Genomic DNA, 24,243 nt, shown 5'->3' with positions numbered 1-24,243 from the left:
CTCCTGCAAGATGAAAACGCCAGCTTACTCCTAGTCCGCCAAATACGCCGCAGACAGTTGCTTGCGGCGGCGTCGGTCGGCGCGCGCCAGCATCACGGCATACGCGATCACGGCAAGTGTCACGACGAGGATGGTCAGCGCGGCGATGGCGTTCACGCGCGGATCGAGCCCGAGGCGCGCGCGCGAGAAGATCACCAGCGGCATGGTCGTCGAACCGGGGCCGGACAGGAAAGCTGACAGCACCACGTCATCGAGCGACAGGGTAAACGTCAGCAGCCAGGCCGATGCCAGGGCCTGCGTGATGTTCGGCAGGGTCACGAGGAAGAACACCTGGTGCGCGCGGCAGCCCAGGTCCATGGCCGCTTCGGCCAGGGATTTACTCATCTCCTGCAGGCGCGACTGCACCACCACGGCCGCATACGCCATGCCCAGCAGGGTGTGGCCGAGCCAGATGGTCAGCACGCCACGTTCGGGGAAACCGAAGACCTTTTGCATGGACACCAGCATCAGCAGCAGGGACAGGCCGATGATCACTTCCGGCATCACCAAAGGCGCGCTGACCATGGACGAGAACAAGGTGCGGCCACGGAAGCGCTGGTAGCTGGTCAAGGCGAAGGCGGCGAACGTGCCGAGGATGACGGAAGATGTCGCCGACATGAAGGCGATCTTCAAGGACAAACCGAAACCCGCGATGATTTCCGTGTCGCTCATCAGCTCCTGGTACCAGCGCAGCGAGAAGCCGCTCCACACCATGTCCTGGCGCGAGCTGTTGAACGAAAAGACGATCAGCACGATGATGGGCAAGTACAGGAACAGATAGCCAAGCGAGAGCCAGCCGCGCCCGAACCAGCGCTGCAGGAAATTACGTCCGTTCATGTGCGCTCCTCCGCGTCCTGGTCCGTCTTGTATTTGTTAAAAATGGCCATCGGCACGAGGATCAGCAGGATCACCAGCACCGTTACCGACGAAGCCATGGCCCAGTCGTTATTGGTGAAGTACTCATCCCACAGCACCCTGCCGATCATCAGGGTTTCCGGGCCGCCCAGCAGCTCGGGAATCACGTATTCGCCCACGGACGGGATGAACACCAGCATGGCGCCGGCGATGATGCCCGACTTCGACAGAGGCACCGTGATGCGCCAGAACGCCTGCAATGGCGTGGCGCCCAGGTCGGCCGCTGCTTCCAGGTAGCGCATGTCCATTTTGACCAGGTTGGCGTACAGGGGCAGGATCATGAAGGGCAGGTAGGCGTACACCATGCCGACCACCAGGGAAAACGAGGTATTCATCATGTGCAGCGGTTCGCTCACCACGCCCAGCGCGATCAGCAAGTCGTTGAGCAAGCCGTGATTGGCCAGGATGCCCTTCCACGCATACACGCGCAGCAGGAACGAGGTCCAGAACGGCAACATCACCAGCATCATCAGCACGGGGCGGATCGACGGTTTGGCGCGCGCCATGAAGTAGGCGAACGGGTAGCCGATAAACAGGCAGATGGCCGTGGTAATGGCCGCGTACTTGATGGAACTGAGGTAGGTAAGCAGATACAGTTCATCGGCGGCGATGAACAGGTAATTGGCGATTTTCACCTTCAGCACGACGATGCCGTCGACATACGACAGCAAGCCGCCGAACGGGCTGCCCGCCGTGTCCATGTCGGACAGGCTGATGCGCAGCACGATCAGGAAGGGCACCAGAAAGGCGGCGGCCAGGAACAGCGACGGCACGGCGATGACAACGTTGCGGCCCGCATTTTTCCCCGTTATCCAGCGCAGGGTGACGAGATTGCGCAGCAATTGCAGAATAGGCGTCATGATGGCCTCAGCTGGTCAGCACGACGATGTCGGCGCCATCCCACCATACCCACACGCGCTGCTCGCGCTCGAGGCGCGAGACATCGTGGCGGGCCGCGTTGGTGCGCGAGACTTTCACCACCGTGCCGCTGTCGAGGCGCACGTGGTAACTGGTTTCATTGCCAAAATACGCCATGGCGACGATCACGCCCTGGGCACAGTTGTAGCCATGTTCCGCCGGCGACGCGCGCTCCTCCAGGGCGGGAGGCTCGATCTGGATGCCGATTTTTTCGGGGCGCACGGCCACCGAGACATCCATGCCCAGGTTGCCCGTGATGCCATGCGCGACATACTGGCGGCCGTCGGGCGTATCGATGATCACGTGATCCGGTTCGTCTTCCGTGATGCGGCCATCGAACAGGTTCACGCTGCCGATGAAGTCGGCCACGAAACGGCAGTTCGGCGTTTCGTAGATTTCGCCGGGCGCGCCCACCTGCAGGATGCGCCCTTCGCTCATGACGGCGATGCGCGTCGCCATGCTCATGGCCTCGTCCTGGTCGTGCGTGACCATCACGCAGGTGACGCCCACCTGCTCGATGATGTTCACCAGTTCCATCTGCGTGCGTTCGCGCAGTTTTTTATCCAGCGCGCCCAACGGCTCGTCGAGCAGCAGCAATTGCGGCCGCTTGGCCAGGCTGCGCGCCAGCGCCACACGCTGCTGCTGGCCGCCCGACAGCTGGTGCGGCTTGCGCTTCGCGTATTGGTCCAACTGCACCAGCGCCAGCATCTGTTCGACGCGCGCCGCCACTTCCGCTTTCGGCAAGCCGTCGCGGCGCAGGCCGAAGGCGATGTTGTCCCACACGGACAAATGGGGGAACAGCGCGTACGACTGGAACATCATGTTGATGGGGCGCTGGTGCGGCGGCACATCGACGATGCTGTTGCCCGCCAGGGCGATGCGGCCCGACGTCGGCGTCTCGAAACCGGCCAGCATGCGCAGCAGGGTCGACTTGCCGCAACCTGAACTGCCCAGCAAGGCGAATATCTCGCCCTTGTTGATCGTCACGGAAATATCATTGACGGCGCGCACGCCATCGAATTCCTTGACCAGTTGATCAATCAGCAAAAAAGGCGCAGGGGCGTCGCTGGCCGAAGCAAAGGGTGTTGCTATCGTCATGTGTGGGTGGCTTCTGGGTAAGAGGGTGTCAAAATGAAAAACTGGCCGCTATAGTAGCGGCCAAGATGGAAGTTTAGCGGAACTGCCGCCATTGCGGTCCAAAAAATGCGCAGATGGCGGCAAAATGGGGCAAAAACCTACACCCAGCCCTTCGCCTGCACGTCCACATGGGTCTTGTCCAGGCATACCCGTATCAAGCCCACCATTTCGTCGATCTGCGCGCGCGTCATGACCAGCGGCGGGGCGACGATCATGCGCTCGCCCACGGCGCGCATGATGACGCCATTGTCGAACATGTGGCCGCGGCAGATCATGCCCACGCCCTGGTCCTCGTCGAACAGTTCGTTGTCATGCACGGTGGCGCCCTTCCGACGCACCAGGTTCAGGCCCGCGACCAGGCCGCAGCTGTCCGCATAACCGACCAGCGGATGTTCGCCCAGGCTGGCAAAGCACTGTTTCAGGTACGGTCCCGTATCCTCGGCCACCTTGGCCACCAGTTGCTCGTCCTCGATGATGCGGATATTTTCCAGCGCGGCCGCGCAGGCCACGGGGTGGCCTGAATACGTGAAACCGTGCGTGAATTCGCCGCCCTGCTCGATCAGCACCTTGGCCACCCTGTCCCCCACCAGCACGCCGCCCAGCGGCACATAGCCCGAGGTGACACCCTTGGCAAAGGTGATCAGGTCGGGCTTGATGCCGAACAGTTCGGAGCCGAACCAGCGCCCCAGGCGGCCGAATCCGCAGATGACTTCATCGGCGATGAGCAAAATGCCGTACTTGTCGCAGATGCGCTGGATCTCGGGCCAGTAGGTCGATGGCGGGATGATGACGCCGCCGGCGCCCTGTACCGGTTCGCCGATGAAGGCGGCCACCTTGTCCGCGCCGATTTCCAGGATTTTTTCCTCCAGCCAGCCGGCCGCCTTGATACCGAATTCCTCGGGACTCAAGCCGTGACCCGATTCCAGGTAATTCGGCTGGCCGATGTGCGCGATGCCAGGTATCGGCATACCGCCCTGCGCATGCATGCCATCCATGCCGCCCAGCGACGCTCCAGCCACCGTGCTGCCGTGATACGCATTGTGGCGGCTGATGATGGTGTGGCGTTCCTTGTGGCCAAGAATGTCCCAGTAGCGGCGCACCATGCGCAAATTCGTGTCGTTGCCCTCGGAGCCGGAGCTGGTGAAGAACACGTGCTGGAACTGCGGCGGCGATATTTGCGCCAGCTTGGCCGCCAGCTGCGCGGCCGGCACGTTGGTCGTGCCAAAGAAGCTGTTATAGAACGGCAGCGTCTCCATTTGCCGGTACACGGCCTGCGAGATCGACGTGCGGCCATAACCCACGTTCACGCACCACAGGCCCGACATGCCATCGACGATTTTTTTGCCCTGGCTATCCCACAGGTAAACACCATCGCCGCGCACCATCACGCGCGCCCCCTTGCTGGCGAGGTCCTGGAAATCGGTGAACGGGTGCAGGTAGTGGGCCGAGTCCATCTGCTGGATGGCGGCCGTGTCGTACACCTGCGGCGCCGCGTTTTTCTGCGCCACGGAGGCGACCAGGGCGGCGCTGGGCGCCAGCGGATTGTGTGTTGTGCTCATTGCGATCCTTTCCTATACATGCAGCAGCAGATGTTCGCGCTCCCACGGACTGATGACGGTCATGAATTCCTGGTGCTCGAGATCCTTGATGGCCGCATACACGTCGATGAAGCGCTCGCCCAGCACCGTGCGCAGCTTGTCTTCCGCGCGCAGCAGCTGCAACGCCTCGGGCAAGCCTTGCGGCAGTTCGAATTTCAGGTCATACGCGCTGCCCACCATCATCGGCGTCGCTTCCAGCTGTTCCGTCATGCCGAGATATCCGCAGGCCAGGGTCACGGCCAGCGCCAGGTATGGATTCGCGTCGGCACCGATGATGCGGTTTTCCACGCGCCGGTCCTGCACGCCCGACTCGGGCACGCGGAAGCCCACCGTGCGGTTATCCAGGCCCCACTGGATGTTGATGGGCGCGGCCGTGTGGCGCACGATGCGGCGATATGAATTCACGTAGGGCGCGACGATGGCCATGGCCGACGGCATGTAGCGCTGCAGGCCCGCGATGTAATGCTTGAAGATAGGCGCAGCCGAACCGTCCTCGTTGCTGAAGATGTTCAGGCCCGTCTTCGCATCGACGACACTCTGGTGCACGTGCATGGCGGAACCCGGTTCGCCCGCCATGGGCTTGGCCATGAAGGTGGCGTACATATCGTGTTTCAGGGCCGCTTCGCGCAGGGTGCGCTTGAAGAAAAACACCTTGTCGGCCAGGCCCAGCGGATCGCCGTGCAGGAAGTTGATTTCCATCTGCCCTGCGCCGATCTCGTGGATTAAGGTGTCGACGTCGAGGTTCATCAGTTCGCAGTAATCGTAGATATCCTCGAACAGCGGGTCGAACTCGTTGACGGCGTCGATGCTGTACACCTGGCGGCTCGTCTCGGCCCTGCCGCTGCGGCCAATCGGCGGCTTCAAGGGCAGGTCCGGGTCCGTGTTTTTCGCCGTCAGGTAGAACTCCAGCTCCGGCGCCACCACGGGTTTCCAGCCCTTGTCCGCATACAGCTTCAGTACACGGCGCAGCACGGAGCGCGGGGCGAAATCAACCAGCATGCCGTCGGCGAAATAGCAATCGTGGATGACTTGCGCAGTAGGATCGGTAGCCCACGGCACCATGGTGATGGTGGTGGGATCGGCCTTCAAAATCATGTCGCGGTCGGTGCTGGAAATAGCGCGGTCGTAGCCGCCGTCGTCGACCGGGTAATTGCCCGTCACCGTCATGCCCAGCACCGCTTCCGGGATGCGCATGCCGCGCTCCTGGGTGAATTTTCCGCGCGGCAGGATCTTCCCCCGCGCCACGCCCGTCAAATCGGGCACCAGGCATTCGATTTCCGTGACGCGCTTTTCATTGAGCCACAAATCCATATCCGTATAGGTGAAATTTTCGCGTATTGCCATGTTTCCCTCTCGTTGGTCTTGCGCTTTTCCTGATTAAGCGCCGCATGGTGCCGGTGCGGCGCACCTGTCATCCTTGCCTGTTATCTTTCCTTTCTGTGCTGCTGTTCCTGGTAATCGCGGCAAGCCTGGCCGAAGGCATCGAACAGGCGCATGGACTGCGGATTGTCTTCCACCTGCCATTCCGGGTGCCATTGCACGGCCAGGGTAAAACCGGCGGCACTGGCCACGCTATACGCTTCCACCAGGCCGTCATCGGCCAGGGCTTCCACCAGCAAGCCGTCGGCCAGCCGGGCGACGCCCTGGCCATGCAGGGAATTGACCATCATCTCGCTCTCGCCGCCCAGCAGGCGCGACAGCAGGCCGTCGGGCATCAGCTTGATGCGGTGCGCGGGCGCATACTGGCGCCCCAGGGGATCGAGCACGTTCTCCCGGTGGTCTTGCATGCCCGGCACGGCGTGCACGGCCTGGTGCAGGCTGCCGCCAAGGGCCACATTGACTTCCTCGAAGCCGCGGCAGATTGCGAGCAAGGGCAGCTGGCGCGCCAGCGCGGCGCGGATCAGGGGCAAGGTGGTGGCGTCGCGCGCGGGGTCTTGCGGCAGGTCGGGATGCAGGATGTCTTCGCCATACAGGCGCGCGTCGACGTTCGAGGCGGAACCGGTCAGCATGACGCCGTCGGCGATGTGCAGCGCCGCTTCCAGGTCCGCAGCTGCGCCCAAGGCGGGCAGCAGCAGCGGCATGCAGCCGGCGCCGTGCAACACGGCGTGCAGGTATTTTTCCTGCGCCATGTGCCAGGCGTGGCTGCCAAGCTGGCGCTGGCAGGCGGGGACGAGAACGATGGGACGGCGCATAGAGTGCTACCTCGCTGGCGTGACGATCCAATGACAGCGCATGACGGCGCTGCCGCTCGCTTCACTGTACAGCAGAGCCGGCAGGGGCGGCCACACCGATGACCGTGGCCAGCGGCGGCACACATCGCCTACACTACGGCTTTGCAATATTGCCTTTGTTAAAATCATCATATGCCCGTCCGGCGCCAAATACCAGCGCCACCGGCAAAGTCTTCTTACTTTCCCATGCATCCACACCGTTTTCCAGCCTTTCCAAGTCCCTGTTCCACCCTGCGGGAGCAGCCATGAAGCACATGCCATGGCGCGACTTCTTCGCCCTCGTGGTGAGCATCGGCGTGGTGGGCCTGGGCCTGGGCGCCACCATGCCGCTCACCGCGCTGACCCTGCACCAGCGCGGCGTGGGCACGGACATCATCGGCATGATCACGGCCGTCAGCGCCCTCGGCATCCTGGCCGCCTCGCCATTCGTCTCGCGCTGGGTGGGACGCTTCGGCGCGCGCGCCACCATGCTGGGCGCCGTCTGGGTGGCGTCGCTGGCGACGGTCGCCATGCAGTTCACCGACCATCTGCTGGCGTGGAGCGTGCTGCGTTTCCTGTTCGGCGGCGCCATGGGCGTGCTGTTTACCATCGGCGAGGCGTGGGTGAACCGCCTGGCGCCCGATAATTCGCGCGGCCGCGTGGTGGCCATGTACACCACCAGTTTTACTTTCTTTCAGCTGATCGGCCCTGCCCTGGTGGCGCTCTTCAACGACAAGATCAGCTGGAGCTTCGCCGCCTGCGGCCTGCTGTTTTTGCTGGCCGTGCCGGGATTGATGCTGATCTCGAACAGCGGCCCGGAACGCGAACCGGAAGAACACGGCGTGAAGTGGACCCTGATCCTGCCGCGCATGCCGATGATCGTGCTGGGCGCCGCCTTCTTCGCCCTGTTCGACACGCTAGCATTGAGCCTGCTGCCCCTGTACGCGATGGAGCACGGCATCGGCACGGACCTGGCCCTGCTGTCGGCCACCGTGGTGCTGGTGGGCGACACGGGCCTGCAATTCGTACTCGGATGGATGGCCGACCGCTTCGGCCGCGCCAAAGTGCACGCGGGCTGCGGCGTGGCCGTCTGCCTGCTGCTGCCGCTGCTGCCGTTCGCCGTCGGCACGCCGTGGCTGTGGTGGACCTTGCTGCTCTTGCTGGGCGCGGCGGCGGGCGGCATCTACATGCTGGCGCTGGTGGCCTGCGGCGAACGTTTCACGGGACTGTCGCTGACCAGCGCCAGCGCCATCGTCAACGCCACCTGGGGCGTGACCAGCGGTGGCGGCCCCCTGCTGACGGGCGTCCTGATGCAATCGGTGGGCGTCAACGCGCTGCCGGCCGTGATGTGGGTGTGCGCCGCCATTTTCGTGGGCAGCGCCGTGTGGGAACGCCGGAAGGGGATCGTTTAACTTCCGCTACTTCTTTTCCAGGCGCCGCTGCAATTCCTCGGCCACGGGATAATCGGGATACGCCTGCCGGAACGCCGTCCACTCCTCGTGCGCCAATGCGCCTTCGCCAGCCTTGAGCAAGGCGTCGATCTTCACCAGCCACACGGAAGCGTCGAGCTTTGCGGAAGGCGGCAGCGGGGCGGAACGGGCCGCGACGGGCGCGGGCATGGCCAGCGCGCGCTGCACGGGCGCCTGGCGCTGCATGCTGGACTCGGCCTGCATGGCCGCTTGCTGCCCCATGGCCTGAGGCATTGTCGTGGCAGGAGGCGGTGGGGCCGGTGGCGCTGGCGGAGGCACGGGTGCTGGCATGTGTGCCGGCACTGGCTCGACCTGCACCGGCGGCCTCGGTACCGCCTTGGCCATGGCGCGCGGTGCCGGGGGCGGTGGCGCAGACTCCGTCGCGGGCGCAGCGGCCGGTTCGGACATCACCTCCTGCGTGACCGGTTCCCCGACCACGGGAAATTGCGCCGGCTTCGAGCCGAACCAGTCCACGCCGATCAGGTTGACCGTCAACAGCACGGCCGCCGCCAGTCCCAGCGGAACGCGCCAGCGCTGCAGGTAGTCCGGTGCTTTCTTGGCGGGCAAGGTGCGCAGCACACCATCGGCGCTGTCGTTCGCGGCCGCCGGCTGCTGCAGGGCTTTTTCAGCGTCCGCCAGAATGGCCGCATCGAGCGCGCTGGAAGGCGCGGGCTGCGGCAAACTGGCCAGCAGCGCGTTCAATTCTTCGTCGTGATGATCTTGATGATCTGTACCGTGCGTATTCATGCCTGTCCTCCCGCGCCAGCGGCGCTGTCCAAGCCCGTGCGCAATTTCTGCATGGCGTAGCGCAGCCGGCTCTTGACGGTTTCCGCTTCCGCCCCCGTCACCACGGCGATCTCGAGGATACTCATGCCGCTGAACTGCTGCAGCACCAGCGCTTCCTTCTGCTCGGCCGGCAGCGCGGCGATGGCCGCATGCAGCAGCGCGTGCTGCTGTTTCTGCTCCAGCGACTGCGGCGGCGATGCCCCCTCGTCCGCCAGTTCGCCCACGTCATCGTGTTCCTGTCCTTCCCGCTGGCGCAGCAGGTCGATCAGGCGGTTGCGCGCGATCTGGTACAGATAGGTGCGAAACGCCGCCTGCGGCTGGTAGCCGGCGCGCGCCGCATGCAGGCTGGCCCATGCATCCTGCACGATCTCGTCCACCCACGCGCGGCGCGGCGCGCGCCAGGCCACGAAGCGGTACAGTCCCTGGCTATGACGCCGATACAATTCGCGAAACGACGGCAGGTCACCGGCGCTATAGCGCAGCATCAGGTCTTCATCCGTCGCGGTAATGAGGGTGTCGGGCATGCGAAACAGTGTAGCCGAACTGCGCGGCAGCGGCAATTTCCCTGCTCCTTCAGCGTAAAGTGGACGCAATGGGCGCATAGCTGATGCGGCGCACTTCGCGGATCTGTCCTTCCTTGAGCGCTCCTTCCACCAATTCATAGCCGAGCAGGGCGAAGACCCGCCCCTGCAGGAACAGGGGACGCGCATTGCCATACCAGTCCACGCAGGACGCGCGGCAGCCGTCGTCCGGGGGCTGGCCGGGCCGGGCCGCCAGCGCGCCCAGTTCCGTCAATTGCAAGCCGCTGTTGCGCAGGTATAGCACGGAAGCCGATGACTTGTTCAAGCCTGGCCGCTCGTCCCCGCCCAGGATGGGCAGGCCGATCATGCCCTCCCCCGCCGCTTGCGGCTTGTAGAAAAAACCGTGGCTGCGCGATTCGCCCTGCGCCGCATCGGCGCGGATGTAGCGCGCGGCAATCGCCGCCTGCGCCCCCAGGCGGATGCTGCTGAAATGCAGATCCTTGCCCTGCGCGCCGATCACCACGGCGTCATCGCCCAGCGCTTCGATGCGTTCCACGCCGTGCGGCAGGGACAAGGCTTGCACGCTGCCCCCATCGGCCCAGCGTAAGGCATACAGGGGCTGGCGCGGCCAGGCCTGGTCGGCCTTGCGGCGTCCGGGATTGCCCGGATTACCGTACAACAGATAAGGTCCCACATAGCGGTTCTGCAGCCCGTAGCCGCCACCGGGCAGCGCCTTGTAGCTGCTGGCTGGCGCACTGTCGCGGCCATCGGAAAACGACGCCAATGGCACGCGCAGCAGCGCCATGTCGCCTCGGCCACGCGTGCCATCCCACATGGCGTCGCCCTGGCCTTCTGCGCGCAACAGGACGTTCAGGTGGCCATCCGCGCTTCCCAGGAACGAGAACTGATCAACGGGTGCGCCGGCCACCTTCAGGACGCTGGGCGCCGTGCCGTCGAGGGGGATGCGGAACACGCCCGAGTCGCTGCCGCGCCGCGTGATCCAGACAAAGACGGATTCGCCCGACACATAGAACACGCGCCCCTGCGGTCCCATCACGGCGGTCGCTTCACAGCGCATGTCGCGCTGCGCCAGGTCGCACACGGTGACCGTATGCAGGGTCAGGCCGGCGCCCATCTCGGGTTCTTCGTCGGTGCGGTAGATGCGCGTGGCTGGGGCGATGCGTTTGAAGTCCGATGGTACGGCGTCGGGACGCCAGCGGCGCAGCGCGGGAAAGCCGCCAAACGGGTCGCCACGGCGCAAGTTCAGCGACAAGGGCGAGTAAAACACCAGCTTGCTGCCGATCAAACGGCTCGCGTAGTTGCGCGACGAGTAATAGTCGTTGGAGCGCAAGTGGTAGGTGGCACGGTAGGCCAGCTTGCCGTCCGCATCGATGTCGAACAGGCCGATCTCCGTGCCGCCCCGGCTGTAGCTGTAGCCGATCACCACCACCGTGTCGCGATCGATCAGCATTTCGTCATACCAGCTCCCGGAAGGGTCGCTGCCCGGCGCGAACGCGTCGAGCGAGGCGACGGGCTGCAGGGCCTTGCCCCCCACCTGCACGGTGAACAACTTGCCGCGCCGCAGCATCACCAGGTGCTTGCCATGCAGCTTGACGATGCCGCCTTCGTCCACGCCCGCCGTCTGCACATTGGTGACGGATTCCGCCGCTTCTGCCGACGCTGCCGGCGCGGCTTTCGCCGCCATCGGCGCGGGAGGGGCCGGCGCTGGTACTGCCATGTACTGCGCCGTGGCGCGCTGCAGTTTCTGCTGCTCCCTTTGCAGCGCCGCCTGGCGCGCCTGCAACTGCTGCAGGTAGCTGCTCAAGGCCTGCTCGCTGGTAAACGGCGCCAGGGTCTTGCGCGGCGCCGTGCCGGCGGCGTGGCAGCCCGCCGACAGCAGCAGGGACAGTATCAATGTGATCTTGAGGGCGCTGGACATCGCTTCTTCTCCGGTTGGCTGGGGTGTCCAACATGAAACGCAGCGGCGGAGAAAAAGGGGTTAAATGCGCGTAAAAATATTCAGGAAGCCAGCGCCCTATTCAAATCCGCGAATCCGGTCGCCATTGAAATTCGGCAGGCGCCACTCGAAGTGCAAAGCCAGGAAGCGGAACAGGAAACCAGCGCCGATGGACGCCAGTTGCGCCACGGAGCTGTCGACCTTGAAGTACAGCAGGCCGACATACAGGCTGCCCGTAAACAGGGCCACGGTGGCATACACTTCGCGCTGCAGCACGAGGGGAATCTGGTTGCACAGGATATCGCGCAGCAGGCCGCCGAAAACGCCCGTGATCATCCCCGCCAGCACGACGATGGCCGGATGCATCTTGGCCGACATGGCGATGTCGCAACCGATCACGCAAAACGCCACCAGGCCCAGTCCATCGACCAGCAGGAAGACGGCGCGCAGATGGTGCAGGTAGCGCGCGACAAAGGCCGTAACGACGGCCGCGCCGATGGTAAACAGCAGGTACTCGGGATGCGCGATCCAGCCCAGCGGATAGTGCCCCAGCAGCACGTCGCGCACCGTGCCGCCGCCGAGCGCCGTGACGGTGCCGATCATGCAGATGCCGAACAAATCCATACCGCGCCGCATGCCCATGATGGCGCCGGACATCGCTTCGGCGACAATCGCCACCAGGTAAATCGTATATAACAGCATGCTATTACTCTTCCGAAAATGATTTGAGAATTTGTTCGCGTTCGCGCGCTTCGCTCAGAGTGCGCGCCTCGTTCGTGCCAGTGCTGGAGCCGCCGTTGCCAGCATCGTCGTGCGCCATGCGTGTATCCGCCCCCAGGCTGCCGCAGCTGACGCTGCTGTGGATAAAGGCAAAGTTATCCTTCAGGCAGTCGCCGGCCAGGTATTCGGCATACACGTAATCGCCGTCGAGCAGGGCCAGGCCTGCCGGTTCGGCCAGCACCTGCTCGCGGCGGCCCTGTACGGCCACCTGCATGTAGTCGCGCCAGACGGGCAGCGCCAGGGTGCCGCCGGTGGCATTGCCCAGGCTCTTGGGCTGGTCGTAGCCGAGCCAGACGACGGAGACGAGGCCCGAGGAATAGCCGGCGAACCAGGCGTCGTAGGCGTTGTTCGAGGTGCCCGTCTTGCCGGCCGCGTCGCCGCGTCCCAGCGCCAGCGCGCCGCGTCCCGTGCCGCTCTTGACGACGTCGCGCAGCATGCTGTCCATGACGTAGGCGTTGCGCGTGGAGATCACTTGCGTGCCCGGCGCCGGTTCTCCCTTGGCGCGTGGCGCCGCATCGCTGAACAGCACTTCGCCGCTGCGGCTGCGCACTTCCTTGATCAATTTCGGCGGCATCTGCATGCCGCCATTGGCAAACACGGCATACGATTGCGCCAGCTGCAGCGGCGTGACGGCGCCCGCGCCCAGCGCCAGCGGCAAGGAAACGGGATTGCGCGCGCCCTCGAAGCCGAAGCGCGTGGCGTAGTGCTGCACGTAGCCGGGACCGGCCGCCTGCATCAGGCTGACGGCCACCAGGTTTTTCGAGCGCACGAGGCCCCGCCGCACGCTGATGAAGCCTTCATAGTTATTGCCGTAATTGCGCGGACGCCAAGGCTGCGCGCCCGTTTCCTGCGGCAGCAGCAGGCGCTGCGTATCGTCCACGGCCGTGCCGGGGAAATATCCCTTTTCCAGCGCCGCCGAATACACGAAGGGCTTGAAGCTGGAACCGGGCTGGCGGTAGGCCTGCATGGCGTGGTTGTAGTGGTTGCGGTAGAAATCGAAGCCGCCCGCCATGGCGACGATTTCGCCGCTGTGCGCCTCGACGGAAATGAGCGCGCCTTCCATTTCGGGCAACTGGCTCACCAGCCAGCGCTTCTTTGCCGCGTCGTGCATCACGCGGATCACGCTGCCCTCGACGATGGCGCGCTTGCCATCCCATTGCAGCTTGCCGCCCAGGCGCGCATCCGATGCCGCCAGCACGATCTCGTCGCCATTGCGCAGCTGCGCCGTCACCTGGCGCTTGCCGGCGGTTTCCACTTTGCGCACGAGGGCGGCGCGCAATTCTCCGCTGTCCGGGTAGGCGGCCAGCTGGCGCGCCACGCTGTCTTCGGAAGCGGCCAGGCGCGCTTCCGGGCCACGGTAGCCGCGCCGCGCCTGCGCATTCAATAGCCCGTCGCGCAGCGACTTGTCGGCCGCCCGCTGCGGCGCCATGCGGATGGTCGTCGTCACGTCCAGGCCCATGCTGTAGGCGCCCTCGGGATAGCTTTGCAGGATCAATTGGCGCGCTTCTTCGACCGCATACGCGGCCGCATGCACGGAGCTGTTGCGGTCCTTGTTCAGCGCCAGTTTTTCCGCCACGGCGGCCGTGTATTCGGCCGGCGTGATGTAACCGAGTTCGCGCATGCGCTGCAGGATATAGTGCTGGCGCACGGTCGCGCGCTGCGGATTGGCGACAGGGTTGTAGGCCGATGGAGCCTTCGGCAAGCCGGCCAGCATGGCTGCTTCGGCGATGCTGACCTCGGCCAGGGGCTTGTCAAAGTAAATGTTCGAGGCGGCGGAAAAGCCGTAGGAGCGTTCGCCCAGGTAAATCTGGTTCATATACAGTTCCAGCAGCTTGTCCTTGCCATAGTGCTGTTCCAGCTTGTAGGCCAGCAGCATCTCCGTCAGCTTGCGCTGCACGGTCTTGTCGCGCGACAGGAAAAAGTCGCGCGCCACCTGCATGGTGATGGTGCTGGCGCCCTGCGCGTGGTGGCCCGTGACGACATTAGCGAGCGTGGCGCGCGTGAGGCCATAGAAATCGACGGCGCCGTGTTCGTAGAAGCGCGCATCCTCGATGGCCAGCAAGGCTTGGCGCATGCGCAGGGGGATCTCCTTCAAAGGCAGGAATTCGCGGCGCTCTTCGCCGTATTCGGCCAGCAGCTCGCCTTCGCTGGAGAAAATGCGCAGCGGCAGCGCGGGCTTGTACTGGGCCAGGTGCTCGACGGCGGGCAAATCCTGCCACGCCTGGCGCAGCCACCAACCGCCCGCCAGGGCTGCGGACAAGCCCAGGCCCAGGGTCAGTCCCAGGCCGAATTTCAGATTGCGCGCCAGCTTGGATGGCGGCTTGCGCGCCGTGGTGCCGTCTTTGCCGTTGTCTTGCGAGCTGTCTTGCGCCGTATCTTGCGTTTCCATATTGTCATTCCTTTGCTGCCAGGAGGCCCCGCGCAGGCGCGCGGCACTCCATCAAAGAGGTATTGTGCACTGCAACACACCTATCCTTATGAAAAGTAAGTATTATTTAGTATTGATAAATTTTTCTTATGTTAGGCGCGCACCATGGACCTCAATCCCAAGCACACGGAAGCGTTCCGCGCCGTCGTCGAAACGGGCAGCTTCGAACAGGCGGCGCTGCGGCTGCACCTGACGTCGCCCGCCATTTCGCAGCGGGTGCGGGCGCTGGAAAGCCAGCTGGGCAATGCGCTGATCGTGCGCAGCCGTCCCGCACGCGCCACGCGCATGGGCCAGCGGCTGATGCAGTATCTGAAGCGGGCCAAGCTGCTGGAGGCGGACTTGCAGGCGGAACTGGCGGTGCAGCAGGATGCCCCGCTGACCCTGGTGCTGGCGCTGAACGCGGACTCGATGGGCACCTGGTTCTTCCCTGCCCTGTCCGAGGTGCTGATACGCGAGCGCGTGCTGCTGGACCTGACCGTGGAAGACCAGGACCACACCTACACCTTGCTGGAAACGGGCATGGCGATCGGCTGCATCAGCACGGAGCCCAAGCCCATGCGCGGCTGCACGGCCGAGCCGCTGGGCGTGATGCGCTACTGGCTGGTGGCCACGCCCGCGTTCCGCCAGCAGTGGTTCGCGCACGGGCTGACGCGCAAGGCGGCGCGCACGGCGCCCGTCGTCGCCTACACGCGCAAGGACACCCTGCAATCGTCGTTCCTGCAAGAGGCGCTGGGCTTGCCCGAAGGGGCCTACCCCTGCCATTACGTGCCGGGCGCCACCTCGCACTTCAACGCCATCCGCTACGGCCTCGGCTACGGCATGGTGCCGGAGCTGTTACTGAAGGCAAATACGGATGGCGAGCTGGTGGAAATGCTCACGCCCAAGACCCCGGCCGACGTGGCCCTGTACTGGCACACGTGGAAAGTGCAATCGCCGCGCCTGGAGCAGCTGTCGCGGCAAATCGTCGCGGCGGCGCGCAGCATGCTGAAGTAACTACCGCTGCATGCCCCAGCGCTTGAGAGTCACGCGTTCCAGGCTGCGAAAGCCGATGTTTTCCACCAGCAGGCCGATGACGATGACGGCGGCCAGGCCGGCGAACACCTTGTCCGTGTACAGCTCGTTGCGGTTCTGGAAGATGTACCAGCCCAGGCCGCCCTGTCCAGACGTGGTGCCGAATACCAGCTCGGCCGCGATCAGGGTACGCCAGGCAAACGCCCAGCCGATCTTGAGGCCCGAGACGATGGAGGGCAAGGCGCCCGGCACGAGGATGTGCAGCACCAGGCGCAAGCCGTTCAAGCCGTAATTGCGGCCCGCCATGCGCAGGGTGTCGGGCACGCCCTGGAAGCCCGCATACGTGTTCAGGGCCAGCGGCCACATCACGGAATGAACGATGACAAAGATCAAACTGGCGCGCCCCAGGCCAAACCACAGCAAGGCCAGCGGCAACAGGGCGATGGCCGGCAAGGGATTCAACATGGCCGTCAGGGTTTCCAGCACGTCGCGCCCGATGCGGCTCGACACGGCCAGCAAAGTCAGCACGAAGGCGGCCAGCACGCCCACGGCATAGCCCTGCAGCAAGACGACGAGGGATGCGGCCGTACGCGTGAGCAACTCACCGCTGGCGATGCCGCCGATGAATGCCTGCGCCGTCTGCAAAAAACTGGGCAACAATAAATCATTGTGCGTCCAGCGCGCCGCGCCTTCCCACAGCAGGGCCAGGCTGAGCAAAATCAAGGCCTTGCGCCATAGCGCATGCTGGCCCAGGCGCTGCCAGCGCGACAGCGGCCGCTCGACGGTGCCGCCGGCCGGCGGCGGCGCCGCATAGACGAATTCCTGGCGGATCGGCGGTTCCAGCAGCGCGCTCATACGGCCTCCCTGTGCGCAGTCTGTGCTGGCGGGACGGCAACGGTTTCCTCATCGAACAGCAAACCATGGATGCGGCTGCTGGCGGCCTGGAATTCCGCGCTGCCGGCGCTGTGCAGGCCGAACTGGTGACTATTGAGTTCGGCGCGCACCCGGCCCGGATGGGGCGACAGCAGCAGGATACGGTTGCCCACGACCAAGGCTTCCTCGATCGAATGCGTGACGAACACGAGCGTAAAACGCAGCTCTTCCCACAAGCGGCTCAGCTCTTCCTGCATCTTGCGCCGCGTCAAGGCGTCGAGGGCGGCAAACGGCTCGTCCATCAGCAGCACTTCCGGCTGCATGGCCAGGGCGCGGGCGATGGCCACCCGCTGCTTCATGCCGCCCGACAAGGTATGCGGATGGGCATCCTCGAAACCGGCCAGGCCCACCTTGGCGATCCAGTGATGGGCACGCTCGCGGGCCGCCATCTTGTCCAGCCGCTTGCTGGCAAGCAAGGGGAACATGACGTTTTCCAGCACCGTTTTCCATGGCGGCAACTGGTCGAATTCCTGGAACACGACGACACGGTCCGGCCCCGGTTTCTGGATGGGCTGGCCCTGCATGGCGATGCTGCCCGCGCGCGGCGCGATGAAGCCGGCCACGGCTTTCAGCAAGGACGATTTGCCGCAGCCGGATGGCCCCAGCAGCACAAAACGGTCGCCGCGGAACACGTCGAAACTGACGTCATGCGTGGCGCGCACGGTGCGCTGTTCCGTGCGGTATTCCAGGCTGACATTCTTGACGCTGAGCAAAGGCTGTAAGGCGACTGGCGGACGTACCAGGTGAAAAGCGGGTGCGTTCATGTCAGCCTCCTTGCGTAATGGCAGGGTCGTCAAAGAAGTAGTCGCGCCAGCTGTCAGGCAGGTTGCGGATGGCGTTCACGCGGTGCAAAAATTGCGCCAGGCCATGGGTGTTTTGCGGCGCGATCTTGAATTGCACTTGCGGATTCGCAAAGATTTTCAGCAACAGGTTGCGGTCCACCTTGCTCTTGTTGACCTTGATATAGATGTCGGCCGCGCCTTGCGGATTGCTGCTCGCGTACTGCGCCGCTTCCGCCAAGGCGGCGATGAAGGCGCGGTAAGTCTTCGGATTGTCCTTGCGGTACTTTTCCGTCGCATACAGCAGGGTCGACGAGCTGGGTCCGCCTTGCACGTCGTACGAGTTCAGGATGATGTGAGCGTTCGGGTTTTGCGCCAGTTCCTGTTCCTGGAACGGCGAATTGCCGAAGTGGCCCGTCAGCTCCGTGCCGCCGGCGATGATGGCGGCCGCCGCGTCCGGGTGCGGCAGGGTTTGCGTGATTTTATCCAGGCGGGCGAATTCCTTGTCGCCCCACTGCTTCGCCACGGCCATCTGCAATATCCTCGCCTGGACGGACACGGAGACGGCGGGCAAGGCGATGCGGTCCTTGTCCGTCAAGTCCGCCAGGGTTTTCACCTTGGGGTTGTTGCTGATCAAATAGTAGGGAAAATTACCGAGCGAAGCCACGCCGCGCACGTTCTGCCTTCCCTTGGTGCGGTCCCAGATGGTCAGCAGCGGCCCCAGCCCAGCCCCCGCGATATCGATATTGCCGGACAACAAAGCGTCATTGATGGCCGGCCCGCCGGACAGGGTGATCCACTCGACTTTGACGTCGACGCCCTGCTGCTTGCCATGCTTTTCGATCAGCTTTTGTTCCTGCGCAATATTGAGCAGCAAGAAGGTGATGCCATGCTGGCCCGCGATGCGAATCTGCCCTTCGGCCCGGGCCATGGGCATGGCCATGCACAGTAGGGCGATGGCGGCGAGCAGGCGGCGGGCAAAGCTAAAGATCGGCAACATGGACACTCCTTGGGTTAAATCAACGGTCAAAGTCAGTACGGCGCATCGCCTTCGATGGTGGTTCGGTAGAGCTTGCGGCGCTGGTCGGGCGGACAGCCCGTCGCCAGGTGCATCAGCGAGCGGTTGTCCCAGAACACCAGGTCGTGCGGCTGCCAGCGGTGCACATATAAATGCTCGGGGCGCACGCTGTGGGCAAACAGTTCATCGAGCAGGGCGCGGCTTTCATCGTCGGGCAAGCCGACGATACGCGTGGTGAAGTGTTCGCTGACAAACAGGGCGCGGCGCCCCGTTTCCGGGTGCACGCGCACGACGGGGTGCGTCACGGGTTTGACTTCATCGACCTGCGCTTGCGTCAGGGCGGGCCGCCATGGGTTGCGGCGGCGCAATTCCTCGTACTGGCTCAGGTAGCTGTGCTCGGCATGGGCGCCGCGCACGGCGTGGCGCAGCGCGGCAGGCAAGCTTTCCCAGGCCAGGTGCATATTCGCAAACACGGTATCGCCTCCGTCCTGCGGCAACTCTTGCGCGTGCAACATGGAACCGAGGCTGGGCACTTCCTTGTACGACAGGTCGGAATGCCAGAAATGGCCCGCGTCGCCCAGGCCGATGGGCTGGCCATCCTCGACGATGTTCGAGATGATCAGCACTTCCGGCTGCGTGGGCAGCTGGAACTGGCGCAGCACGTGGATTTGCAGGGGGCCGAAGCGGCGGCTGAAATCGACTTGCTGCTGCGGCGTGATGCGCTGGTCGCGGAACACCAGCACGTGATGGTCGAGGTGGGCGTGGTGCAGGCGCTGGAAGTCGCCCAGCGACAGCGGCTGCGCCAGGTCCAGCCCCAGCACTTGCGCGCCGAGCGGCGCATCGAAAGTCTCGATACGGAACGGGCTGGAAGAAAACGCGGGTTTCAGGACGGCCGACATGGGAACTCGACTAGAGTCAGGGGAAGTCCACTGTATGCTGGCCAGCCATGCTTGCAAACGAAGCATTTACTATATGGATATGCGCGGCGCGTTGCGCCACGCTGCCACAGCGGCTGTCACGAATTGGCACAGCAGCACCGGCCTTGCCTGGGCATGGCGCTAGCACGAAACTTGCTTATCCATCAAGCTTTAACCCTAGCCCCGGGAAAGCCATGTCCCCCTACGCCCTGCTGCTCGCCTTGCTGTTTACCGTTCCCGTCCATGCCCAGGATAGCCAGGGTGAAAGTGATCTCAGCTACAAAGCCTATGTGCACAGCGACAAGCGCATCAAGTGCTTGTACGGCTATGCGGCCGACAAGACGGGCGACCATGCGGCCGCCGTCGCCATCTTTGAAGATTGCATCCGGCGCTGGAACGATGTGTATTCGATGATTTGGCTGGCCCAGCTGTATGAAACGGGCATCGGCGTGACCAAGGACCTGGCGCAGGCGACGGCGCTGATGCGGCGCGGCGCGCATACGAATGATGACGCCGCCTACGCGCGGCTGGCGCGCTATCACTATGGCGTGGCGCTGGCCGAAGGCCGGGGCACGCCGCAGGACATTCCCCAGGCCAAGACCTGGCTGCGCCGGGCGGCGCAAGAGGGCGTGCGGGAGGCGGCCGACTACCTGGGCCGCCTGGAAGGCGCGGCACCTTAGCGCCGCGCCAGCATCGCTGGCTTACGCCGTCGCTTCGTAGCGGGCCAGGCGGGCCGCCATGCGCGGCGCCAGCTCGTGGCCGGCCTTGACGGTCACTTCCAGGTCGTTCAGCAAGCCATCCTTCAAGCCATAGACCCAGCCATGGACGCTGAGTTCCTGGCCGCGTTCCCACGCATCTTGCACGATGGTGGTCTGGCACACGTTCAAGACTTGTTCCACCACGTTCAGTTCGCACAGGCGGTCGCCGCGCTGGCGGCTGGTCAGCACGTCGCCCAGGTAGCGCTCGTGCTTCTGGCCCACGTCCTGGACGTGGCGCAGCCAGTTGTCGACCAGGCCGATGCGCGTGCCCGTCATGGCCGCATGCACGCCCTTGCAGCCGTAATGGCCGACGATGATGACATGTTTGACTTTCAGCACGTCCACGGCAAATTGCAGGACGGACAGGCAATTGAGGTCGGAATGCACGACCACATTGGCAATATTACGGTGTACAAACACGTCGCCAGGCGCCATGCCCAGCAGTTCGTTGGCGGGCACGCGGCTGTCGGAGCAGCCGATCCACAGGTATTCGGGCGACGTTTGCGCTTCCAGATTCTTGAAGAAGTTCGGGTCTTTCGCCACCATCGAGTCGGCCCAGCGGCGGTTACGCTGCAGCAGTTCCGCCAGGGCCAGGCCATTTTTCGGTTCGGTCATATCGCTCCCATTGTGTGCGTACGACTGAGTTGGCGGCAGATCGCGCCCATAGGCCGGCGATGCGCGCACATTTCTCAGTCGTGGTGAAAAAAACGCCGGGATGTTTCAGCATCCCGGCGCATGGTATTACGTGTGCTTACTCAAAAAAATCCTTGACCTTGTCTTTCCAGGTCTTGCTTTGCGGACTGTGCTTGGCACCGCCCTCGGTCGTCGACTTTTCAAAGTCGCGCAGCAGGTCTTTCTGTTTTTCCGTCAGTTTCACCGGCGTTTCGATGGCCACGTGGCAGAACAGGTCGCCCGCGTAACCGGAGCGCACGCCCTTGATGCCCTTGCCTTTCAGGCGGAAGGTTTTACCCGACTGGGTACCTTCGGGAATCGTGAACGACACTTTGCCGTTCAGGGTCGGCACTTCGATTTCGCCGCCCAGGGCCGCCTTGGTGAACGAAATCGGCATTTCGCAATGCAAGTCGTCGCCTTCGCGCTGGAACACGGCGTGCGGCTTGATGTGGATTTCCACATACAGGTCGCCCGACGGACCGCCATTCGTGCCCGGTTCGCCGTTGCCGGACGAACGGATACGCATGCCGTTGTCGATACCGACTGGAATTTTCACTTCCAGGGTCTTGTTGCGCTTGATGCGACCGGCGCCGCCGCATGGCGTGCACGGGTCGGTGATAACCTTGCCGCTGCCATGGCATTTCGGGCAGGTTTGCTGGATGCTGAAGAAACCTTGCTGCATGCGTACCTGACCGTGGCCACCGCACGTACCGCAAGTGGTGGGCGAAGTGCCCGGCTTGGCGCCGCTGCCGTGGCACGTGTCGCACTTATCCCAGCTCGGCACGCGGATGGTCGTGTCGAAGCCGTGAGCAGCTTGCTCCAGTGTAATTTCCAGGTTGTAGCGCAAGTCGGCGCCACGGTACACCTGTGGACCCGCATTGCGGCTGCGTCCACCGCCACCGCCAAAGATGTCGCCGAAGATATCGCCGAAGCTGTCGGCAAAGCCGCCAGCACCGCCGCCGAAGCCGCCACCGCCGCCCATGTTCGGGTCCACGCCAGCGTGACCGTAACGGTCATACGCATCGCGCTTTTCCGGATTGGTCAGCATCTCGTAGGCTTCTTTGACTTCCTTAAACTTTTCTTCCGATTCCTTGCTATCCGGATTGCGGTCCGGATGGTATTTCATCGCCAGTTTACGGTAAGACTTTTTGATCTCTTCTTCCGAAGCATTTTTTGCGACACCGAGTGTCTCGTAAAAATCACGCTTTGCCATGTTGTCGGCACCTTGCAGTCTATCTACTGATGTAAAAATTACACGAAAAAGCCGAGTCGAGTGCTGCGCTAGGCGCAGCGACTCGGCTCGGCCGGTCTTCGCGGCTAATCCCGCGATGTAGCGTTCAGCCCGGCTACCCCCAGTTCATGGGAGCGCAAGACAATTACTTGCTGTCTTTGACTTCTTTGAAGTCAGCGTCAACAACGTCGTCTTGCTTGGCGCCTGCGTCCGATGCGCCAGCAGCTTGCTGTGCACCTTCCGCGCCGCCGGCAGCTTGCTGCGCTTGCATGTCGGCATACATTTTTTCGCCCAGTTTCTGCGATGCGCTCGACAGTGCTTCCACCTTGGCGTCGATCTCAGCCTTGTCGCCCGCCTTGATGCTTGCTTCCAGGTCGGTGATCGCCGCTTCGATCTTCTCTTTCTCGCCCGCATCCAGCTTGTCGCCGTATTCGGTCAAGGATTTCCGGGTCGAGTGTACCAGAGCATCGGCCTGGTTGCGCGACTCGGCCAATTCTTTGACCTTCTTGTCTTCTTCCGCGTTCAACTCGGCGTCTTTCACCATCTTCTGGATTTCCGCCTCAGTCAAGCCGGAATTGGCCTTGATCGTGATCTTGTTTTCCTTGCCGGTGGCCTTGTCTTTCGCGCCGACATGCAAGATGCCGTTGGCGTCGATGTCGAAGGTCACTTCGATCTGCGGCGTGCCACGCGATGCTGGCGGGATGCCTTCCAGATTGAATTCGCCCAGACCCTTGTTGCCGGCGGCGATTTCGCGCTCACCCTGGAAGACCTTGATGGTCACCGCAGGCTGATTGTCGTCGGCCGTCGAGAAGACCTGGCTGAACTTGGTCGGAATCGTCGTGTTTTTGTGGATCATCTTGGTCATCACGCCGCCCAGGGTTTCGATACCCAGGGACAGAGGGGTGACGTCCAGCAACAGCAAGTCCTTGCGTTCGCCCGACAGGACCGAACCTTGAATCGCTGCGCCCACGGCGACGGCTTCGTCCGGGTTCACGTCCTTGCGTGGATCCTTGCCGAAGAATTCCTTCACTTTTTCCTGTACCTTCGGCATACGCGTCATACCGCCGACCAGGATGATGTCATCGATGTCCGACACTTTCACGCCTGCATCTTTGATGGCGGTACGGCATGGTTCCATCGTGGCCGTGATCAGCTCTTCCACCAAGGACTCCAGCTTGGCGCGGGTCATCTTCAGGTTCAAGTGGACCGGTGCGCCGTTCGCCATGGCGATGTACGGCTCGTTGATCTCGGTTTGTTGCGACGACGACAATTCGATCTTCGCGCGCTCGGCCGAAGCCTTGATGCGCTGCAGGGCGATCGGATCTTTTTTCAGGTCGATGCCGTTGATCTTCTTGAACTCGTCGATGATGTAATCGATGACGCGCTGGTCGAAGTCTTCGCCGCCCAGGAAGGTGTCGCCGTTGGTCGACAACACTTCAAATTGTTTCTCACCATCAACATCTGCGATTTCGATGATCGACACGTCGAACGTACCGCCACCCAAGTCATACACGGCGATTTTACGGTCGCCTTTTTCGGTCTTGTCCAGGCCGAACGCCAGCGCTGCCGCGGTTGGCTCGTTGATGATGCGCTTGACGTCCAGGCCAGCGATACGGCCGGCATCCTTGGTGGCTTGACGCTGCGAGTCGTTGAAGTACGCAGGCACGGTGATGACGGCTTCGGTGACTTCTTCACCGAGGTAGTCTTCTGCCGTTTTCTTCATCTTGCGCAGGACTTCAGCCGAAATTTGCGGCGGCGCCAGTTTTTTGTCGCGTACGCCGATCCATGCATCGCCGTTGTCGGCTTTCATGATTTGGTACGGCATCAGCGCGATGTCTTTTTGTACTTCTTTTTCGTCGAACTTGCGACCGATCAAACGCTTGACTGCGTACAGCGTGTTTTTCGGATTGGTCACGGCCTGGCGTTTCGCTGGCGCGCCGACGAGAATTTCGCCATCTTCTTGATAAGCAATAATCGACGGCGTCGTGCGTGCGCCTTCAGCGTTTTCGATTACCTTTGGTTGACCGTTTTCCATGATGGAAACGCAGGAATTCGTGGTTCCCAGATCGATACCGATAATTCTACCCATGATTTTTTTCCTTTTATTTGCTAGATTTCAGATGGTTCTTATATGTGGCAAAGCGGCATGGTTTCAAGGCTTGCTTG

General features: G+C 63.2%; 22 protein-coding genes. 3 read left to right on the top strand and 19 right to left on the bottom strand.

Annotated features, from left to right (window positions below):
• Nucleotides 1-30 precede the first annotated feature (30 nt).
• The 7 genes from OX460_RS23780 to OX460_RS23750 all read right to left on the bottom strand — a co-directional run bounded on the left by OX460_RS23780 (nucleotide 31) and on the right by OX460_RS23750 (nucleotide 7,085).
• Entirely contained in the window at nucleotides 31-876 is an 846-nt protein-coding gene (locus OX460_RS23780; protein WP_289900133.1) for an ABC transporter permease subunit, read from the bottom strand.
• On the bottom strand, nucleotides 873-1,814 hold the full coding sequence (locus tag OX460_RS23775) for an ABC transporter permease subunit (protein ID WP_251350108.1): 942 nt from the start codon (nucleotides 1,812-1,814) through the stop codon (nucleotides 873-875). The genes OX460_RS23780 and OX460_RS23775 overlap by 4 nt, the downstream gene beginning before the upstream one ends.
• Nucleotides 1,815-1,821: 7 nt before the next feature.
• Entirely contained in the window at nucleotides 1,822-2,970 is a 1,149-nt protein-coding gene (gene potA, locus OX460_RS23770; RefSeq protein WP_289900132.1) for a polyamine ABC transporter ATP-binding protein, read from the bottom strand.
• Nucleotides 2,971-3,107: 137 nt separating this feature from the next.
• Nucleotides 3,108-4,568 (bottom strand): aspartate aminotransferase family protein, encoded by a 1,461-nt coding sequence (locus OX460_RS23765; RefSeq protein WP_289900131.1) that lies wholly within the window; start codon nucleotides 4,566-4,568, stop codon nucleotides 3,108-3,110.
• 12 nt (nucleotides 4,569-4,580) lie between these two features.
• A complete protein-coding gene (locus tag OX460_RS23760) occupies nucleotides 4,581-5,951 on the bottom strand; it encodes a glutamine synthetase family protein (protein ID WP_152284186.1) in 1,371 nt (456 codons plus the stop codon).
• An 80-nt stretch (nucleotides 5,952-6,031) separates the two neighbouring features.
• Entirely contained in the window at nucleotides 6,032-6,799 is a 768-nt protein-coding gene (locus OX460_RS23755) for a gamma-glutamyl-gamma-aminobutyrate hydrolase family protein (protein ID WP_289900130.1), read from the bottom strand.
• A 133-nt stretch (nucleotides 6,800-6,932) separates the two neighbouring features.
• Nucleotides 6,933-7,085: a hypothetical protein gene (locus OX460_RS23750; RefSeq protein WP_180278675.1), complete on the bottom strand. Its 153-nt coding sequence runs from the start codon at nucleotides 7,083-7,085 to the stop codon at nucleotides 6,933-6,935.
• On the opposite strand from OX460_RS23750, the gene OX460_RS23745 reads away from it, so the two are divergent.
• On the top strand, nucleotides 7,084-8,229 hold the full coding sequence (locus OX460_RS23745) for an MFS transporter (RefSeq protein WP_289900129.1): 1,146 nt from the start codon (nucleotides 7,084-7,086) through the stop codon (nucleotides 8,227-8,229). The two genes, OX460_RS23750 and OX460_RS23745, sit on opposite strands and share 2 nt — an antisense overlap.
• Before the next feature lie 6 nt (nucleotides 8,230-8,235).
• Here OX460_RS23745 and OX460_RS23740 read toward each other — a convergent pair whose 3' ends face one another.
• The 5 genes from OX460_RS23740 to OX460_RS23720 form a co-directional block, all read right to left on the bottom strand.
• Nucleotides 8,236-9,033, bottom strand: a complete 798-nt coding sequence (locus tag OX460_RS23740; RefSeq protein ID WP_289900128.1) for a hypothetical protein — start codon at nucleotides 9,031-9,033, stop codon at nucleotides 8,236-8,238.
• Nucleotides 9,030-9,596 carry a sigma-70 family RNA polymerase sigma factor gene (locus OX460_RS23735; protein ID WP_289900127.1) on the bottom strand — a complete coding sequence of 189 codons (567 nt, stop codon included), beginning with the start codon at nucleotides 9,594-9,596 and terminating at the stop codon, nucleotides 9,030-9,032. Before OX460_RS23735 ends, OX460_RS23740 begins: the two co-directional genes overlap by 4 nt.
• Before the next feature lie 49 nt (nucleotides 9,597-9,645).
• The gene (locus OX460_RS23730; RefSeq protein ID WP_289900126.1) at nucleotides 9,646-11,532 is read right to left on the bottom strand and encodes a beta-propeller domain-containing protein; all 1,887 of its coding nucleotides are present in this window, start codon (nucleotides 11,530-11,532) and stop codon (nucleotides 9,646-9,648) included.
• A 96-nt stretch (nucleotides 11,533-11,628) separates the two neighbouring features.
• Nucleotides 11,629-12,252 (bottom strand): trimeric intracellular cation channel family protein, encoded by a 624-nt coding sequence (locus OX460_RS23725; protein WP_099376350.1) that lies wholly within the window; start codon nucleotides 12,250-12,252, stop codon nucleotides 11,629-11,631.
• Nucleotides 12,253-12,256: 4 nt separating this feature from the next.
• Entirely contained in the window at nucleotides 12,257-14,719 is a 2,463-nt protein-coding gene (locus OX460_RS23720; RefSeq protein ID WP_289900125.1) for a PBP1A family penicillin-binding protein, read from the bottom strand.
• Nucleotides 14,720-14,863: 144 nt separating this feature from the next.
• Between OX460_RS23720 and OX460_RS23715 the strand changes: the two genes are divergently transcribed.
• A complete protein-coding gene (locus OX460_RS23715; protein WP_099666334.1) occupies nucleotides 14,864-15,751 on the top strand; it encodes an HTH-type transcriptional regulator ArgP in 888 nt (295 codons plus the stop codon).
• On the opposite strand, the gene OX460_RS23710 is transcribed toward OX460_RS23715, so the two are convergent.
• The 4 genes from OX460_RS23710 to OX460_RS23695 form a co-directional block, all read right to left on the bottom strand.
• A complete protein-coding gene (locus OX460_RS23710) occupies nucleotides 15,752-16,624 on the bottom strand; it encodes an ABC transporter permease (RefSeq protein WP_289900124.1) in 873 nt (290 codons plus the stop codon). It abuts the gene before it with no gap.
• Nucleotides 16,621-17,466: an ABC transporter ATP-binding protein gene (locus OX460_RS23705; protein ID WP_289900123.1), complete on the bottom strand. Its 846-nt coding sequence runs from the start codon at nucleotides 17,464-17,466 to the stop codon at nucleotides 16,621-16,623. The genes OX460_RS23710 and OX460_RS23705 overlap by 4 nt, the downstream gene beginning before the upstream one ends.
• Before the next feature lies 1 nt (nucleotide 17,467).
• Nucleotides 17,468-18,424, bottom strand: coding sequence for an ABC transporter substrate-binding protein (locus tag OX460_RS23700; protein ID WP_257219071.1), 957 nt, complete (start codon nucleotides 18,422-18,424; stop codon nucleotides 17,468-17,470).
• Between the two features lie 89 nt (nucleotides 18,425-18,513).
• A complete protein-coding gene (locus tag OX460_RS23695; RefSeq protein ID WP_289900122.1) occupies nucleotides 18,514-19,398 on the bottom strand; it encodes a TauD/TfdA family dioxygenase in 885 nt (294 codons plus the stop codon).
• A gap of 212 nt (nucleotides 19,399-19,610) precedes the next feature.
• Here OX460_RS23695 and OX460_RS23690 point away from each other — a divergent pair, with 212 nt between their 5' ends.
• A complete protein-coding gene (locus tag OX460_RS23690; protein WP_289900121.1) occupies nucleotides 19,611-20,096 on the top strand; it encodes a sel1 repeat family protein in 486 nt (161 codons plus the stop codon).
• Nucleotides 20,097-20,117: 21 nt separating this feature from the next.
• Here OX460_RS23690 and can read toward each other — a convergent pair whose 3' ends face one another.
• The 3 genes from can to dnaK all read right to left on the bottom strand — a co-directional run bounded on the left by can (nucleotide 20,118) and on the right by dnaK (nucleotide 24,166).
• Complete coding sequence (gene can / locus OX460_RS23685) at nucleotides 20,118-20,789, bottom strand: carbonate dehydratase (RefSeq protein ID WP_099666328.1); 672 nt, start codon at nucleotides 20,787-20,789, stop codon at nucleotides 20,118-20,120.
• Between the two features lie 136 nt (nucleotides 20,790-20,925).
• Entirely contained in the window at nucleotides 20,926-22,059 is a 1,134-nt protein-coding gene (gene dnaJ / locus OX460_RS23680) for a molecular chaperone DnaJ (protein ID WP_034745985.1), read from the bottom strand.
• 163 nt (nucleotides 22,060-22,222) lie between these two features.
• Nucleotides 22,223-24,166, bottom strand: a complete 1,944-nt coding sequence (gene dnaK, locus OX460_RS23675; RefSeq protein ID WP_070290878.1) for a molecular chaperone DnaK — start codon at nucleotides 24,164-24,166, stop codon at nucleotides 22,223-22,225.
• Nucleotides 24,167-24,243: the final 77 nt, after the last annotated feature.

Origin of the sequence: Janthinobacterium sp. SUN033 (genome assembly GCF_030397595.1) — a bacterium.
Taxonomy (GTDB): domain Bacteria; phylum Pseudomonadota; class Gammaproteobacteria; order Burkholderiales; family Burkholderiaceae_D; genus Janthinobacterium; species Janthinobacterium kumbetense.
The sequence above is the reverse complement of the archived record's forward strand: the minus strand, read 5'-3'. Positions and strand labels throughout refer to the sequence as shown.

What these genes read in the sequence shown, in the direction of transcription:
- OX460_RS23745 (WP_289900129.1), top strand. Translation starts at nt 7,084, where the DNA reads ATGAAGCACATGCCATGGCGCGACTTCTTCGCCCTCGTGGTGAGCATC.
- OX460_RS23725 (WP_099376350.1), bottom strand. Translation starts at nt 12,252, where the DNA reads ATGCTGTTATATACGATTTACCTGGTGGCGATTGTCGCCGAAGCGATG.
- OX460_RS23760 (WP_152284186.1), bottom strand. Translation starts at nt 5,951, where the DNA reads ATGGCAATACGCGAAAATTTCACCTATACGGATATGGATTTGTGGCTC.
- OX460_RS23755 (WP_289900130.1), bottom strand. Translation starts at nt 6,799, where the DNA reads ATGCGCCGTCCCATCGTTCTCGTCCCCGCCTGCCAGCGCCAGCTTGGC.
- OX460_RS23730 (WP_289900126.1), bottom strand. Translation starts at nt 11,532, where the DNA reads ATGTCCAGCGCCCTCAAGATCACATTGATACTGTCCCTGCTGCTGTCG.
- OX460_RS23690 (WP_289900121.1), top strand. Translation starts at nt 19,611, where the DNA reads ATGTCCCCCTACGCCCTGCTGCTCGCCTTGCTGTTTACCGTTCCCGTC.
- OX460_RS23715 (WP_099666334.1), top strand. Translation starts at nt 14,864, where the DNA reads ATGGACCTCAATCCCAAGCACACGGAAGCGTTCCGCGCCGTCGTCGAA.
- can (WP_099666328.1), bottom strand. Translation starts at nt 20,789, where the DNA reads ATGACCGAACCGAAAAATGGCCTGGCCCTGGCGGAACTGCTGCAGCGT.
- OX460_RS23700 (WP_257219071.1), bottom strand. Translation starts at nt 18,424, where the DNA reads ATGGCCATGCCCATGGCCCGGGCCGAAGGGCAGATTCGCATCGCGGGC.
- dnaK (WP_070290878.1), bottom strand. Translation starts at nt 24,166, where the DNA reads ATGGGTAGAATTATCGGTATCGATCTGGGAACCACGAATTCCTGCGTT.
- OX460_RS23695 (WP_289900122.1), bottom strand. Translation starts at nt 19,398, where the DNA reads ATGTCGGCCGTCCTGAAACCCGCGTTTTCTTCCAGCCCGTTCCGTATC.
- OX460_RS23750 (WP_180278675.1), bottom strand. Translation starts at nt 7,085, where the DNA reads ATGGCTGCTCCCGCAGGGTGGAACAGGGACTTGGAAAGGCTGGAAAAC.
- potA (WP_289900132.1), bottom strand. Translation starts at nt 2,970, where the DNA reads ATGACGATAGCAACACCCTTTGCTTCGGCCAGCGACGCCCCTGCGCCT.
- OX460_RS23705 (WP_289900123.1), bottom strand. Translation starts at nt 17,466, where the DNA reads ATGAACGCACCCGCTTTTCACCTGGTACGTCCGCCAGTCGCCTTACAG.
- OX460_RS23735 (WP_289900127.1), bottom strand. Translation starts at nt 9,596, where the DNA reads ATGCCCGACACCCTCATTACCGCGACGGATGAAGACCTGATGCTGCGC.
- OX460_RS23720 (WP_289900125.1), bottom strand. Translation starts at nt 14,719, where the DNA reads ATGGAAACGCAAGATACGGCGCAAGACAGCTCGCAAGACAACGGCAAA.
- OX460_RS23775 (WP_251350108.1), bottom strand. Translation starts at nt 1,814, where the DNA reads ATGACGCCTATTCTGCAATTGCTGCGCAATCTCGTCACCCTGCGCTGG.
- OX460_RS23740 (WP_289900128.1), bottom strand. Translation starts at nt 9,033, where the DNA reads ATGAATACGCACGGTACAGATCATCAAGATCATCACGACGAAGAATTG.
- OX460_RS23765 (WP_289900131.1), bottom strand. Translation starts at nt 4,568, where the DNA reads ATGAGCACAACACACAATCCGCTGGCGCCCAGCGCCGCCCTGGTCGCC.
- OX460_RS23710 (WP_289900124.1), bottom strand. Translation starts at nt 16,624, where the DNA reads ATGAGCGCGCTGCTGGAACCGCCGATCCGCCAGGAATTCGTCTATGCG.
- OX460_RS23780 (WP_289900133.1), bottom strand. Translation starts at nt 876, where the DNA reads ATGAACGGACGTAATTTCCTGCAGCGCTGGTTCGGGCGCGGCTGGCTC.
- dnaJ (WP_034745985.1), bottom strand. Translation starts at nt 22,059, where the DNA reads ATGGCAAAGCGTGATTTTTACGAGACACTCGGTGTCGCAAAAAATGCT.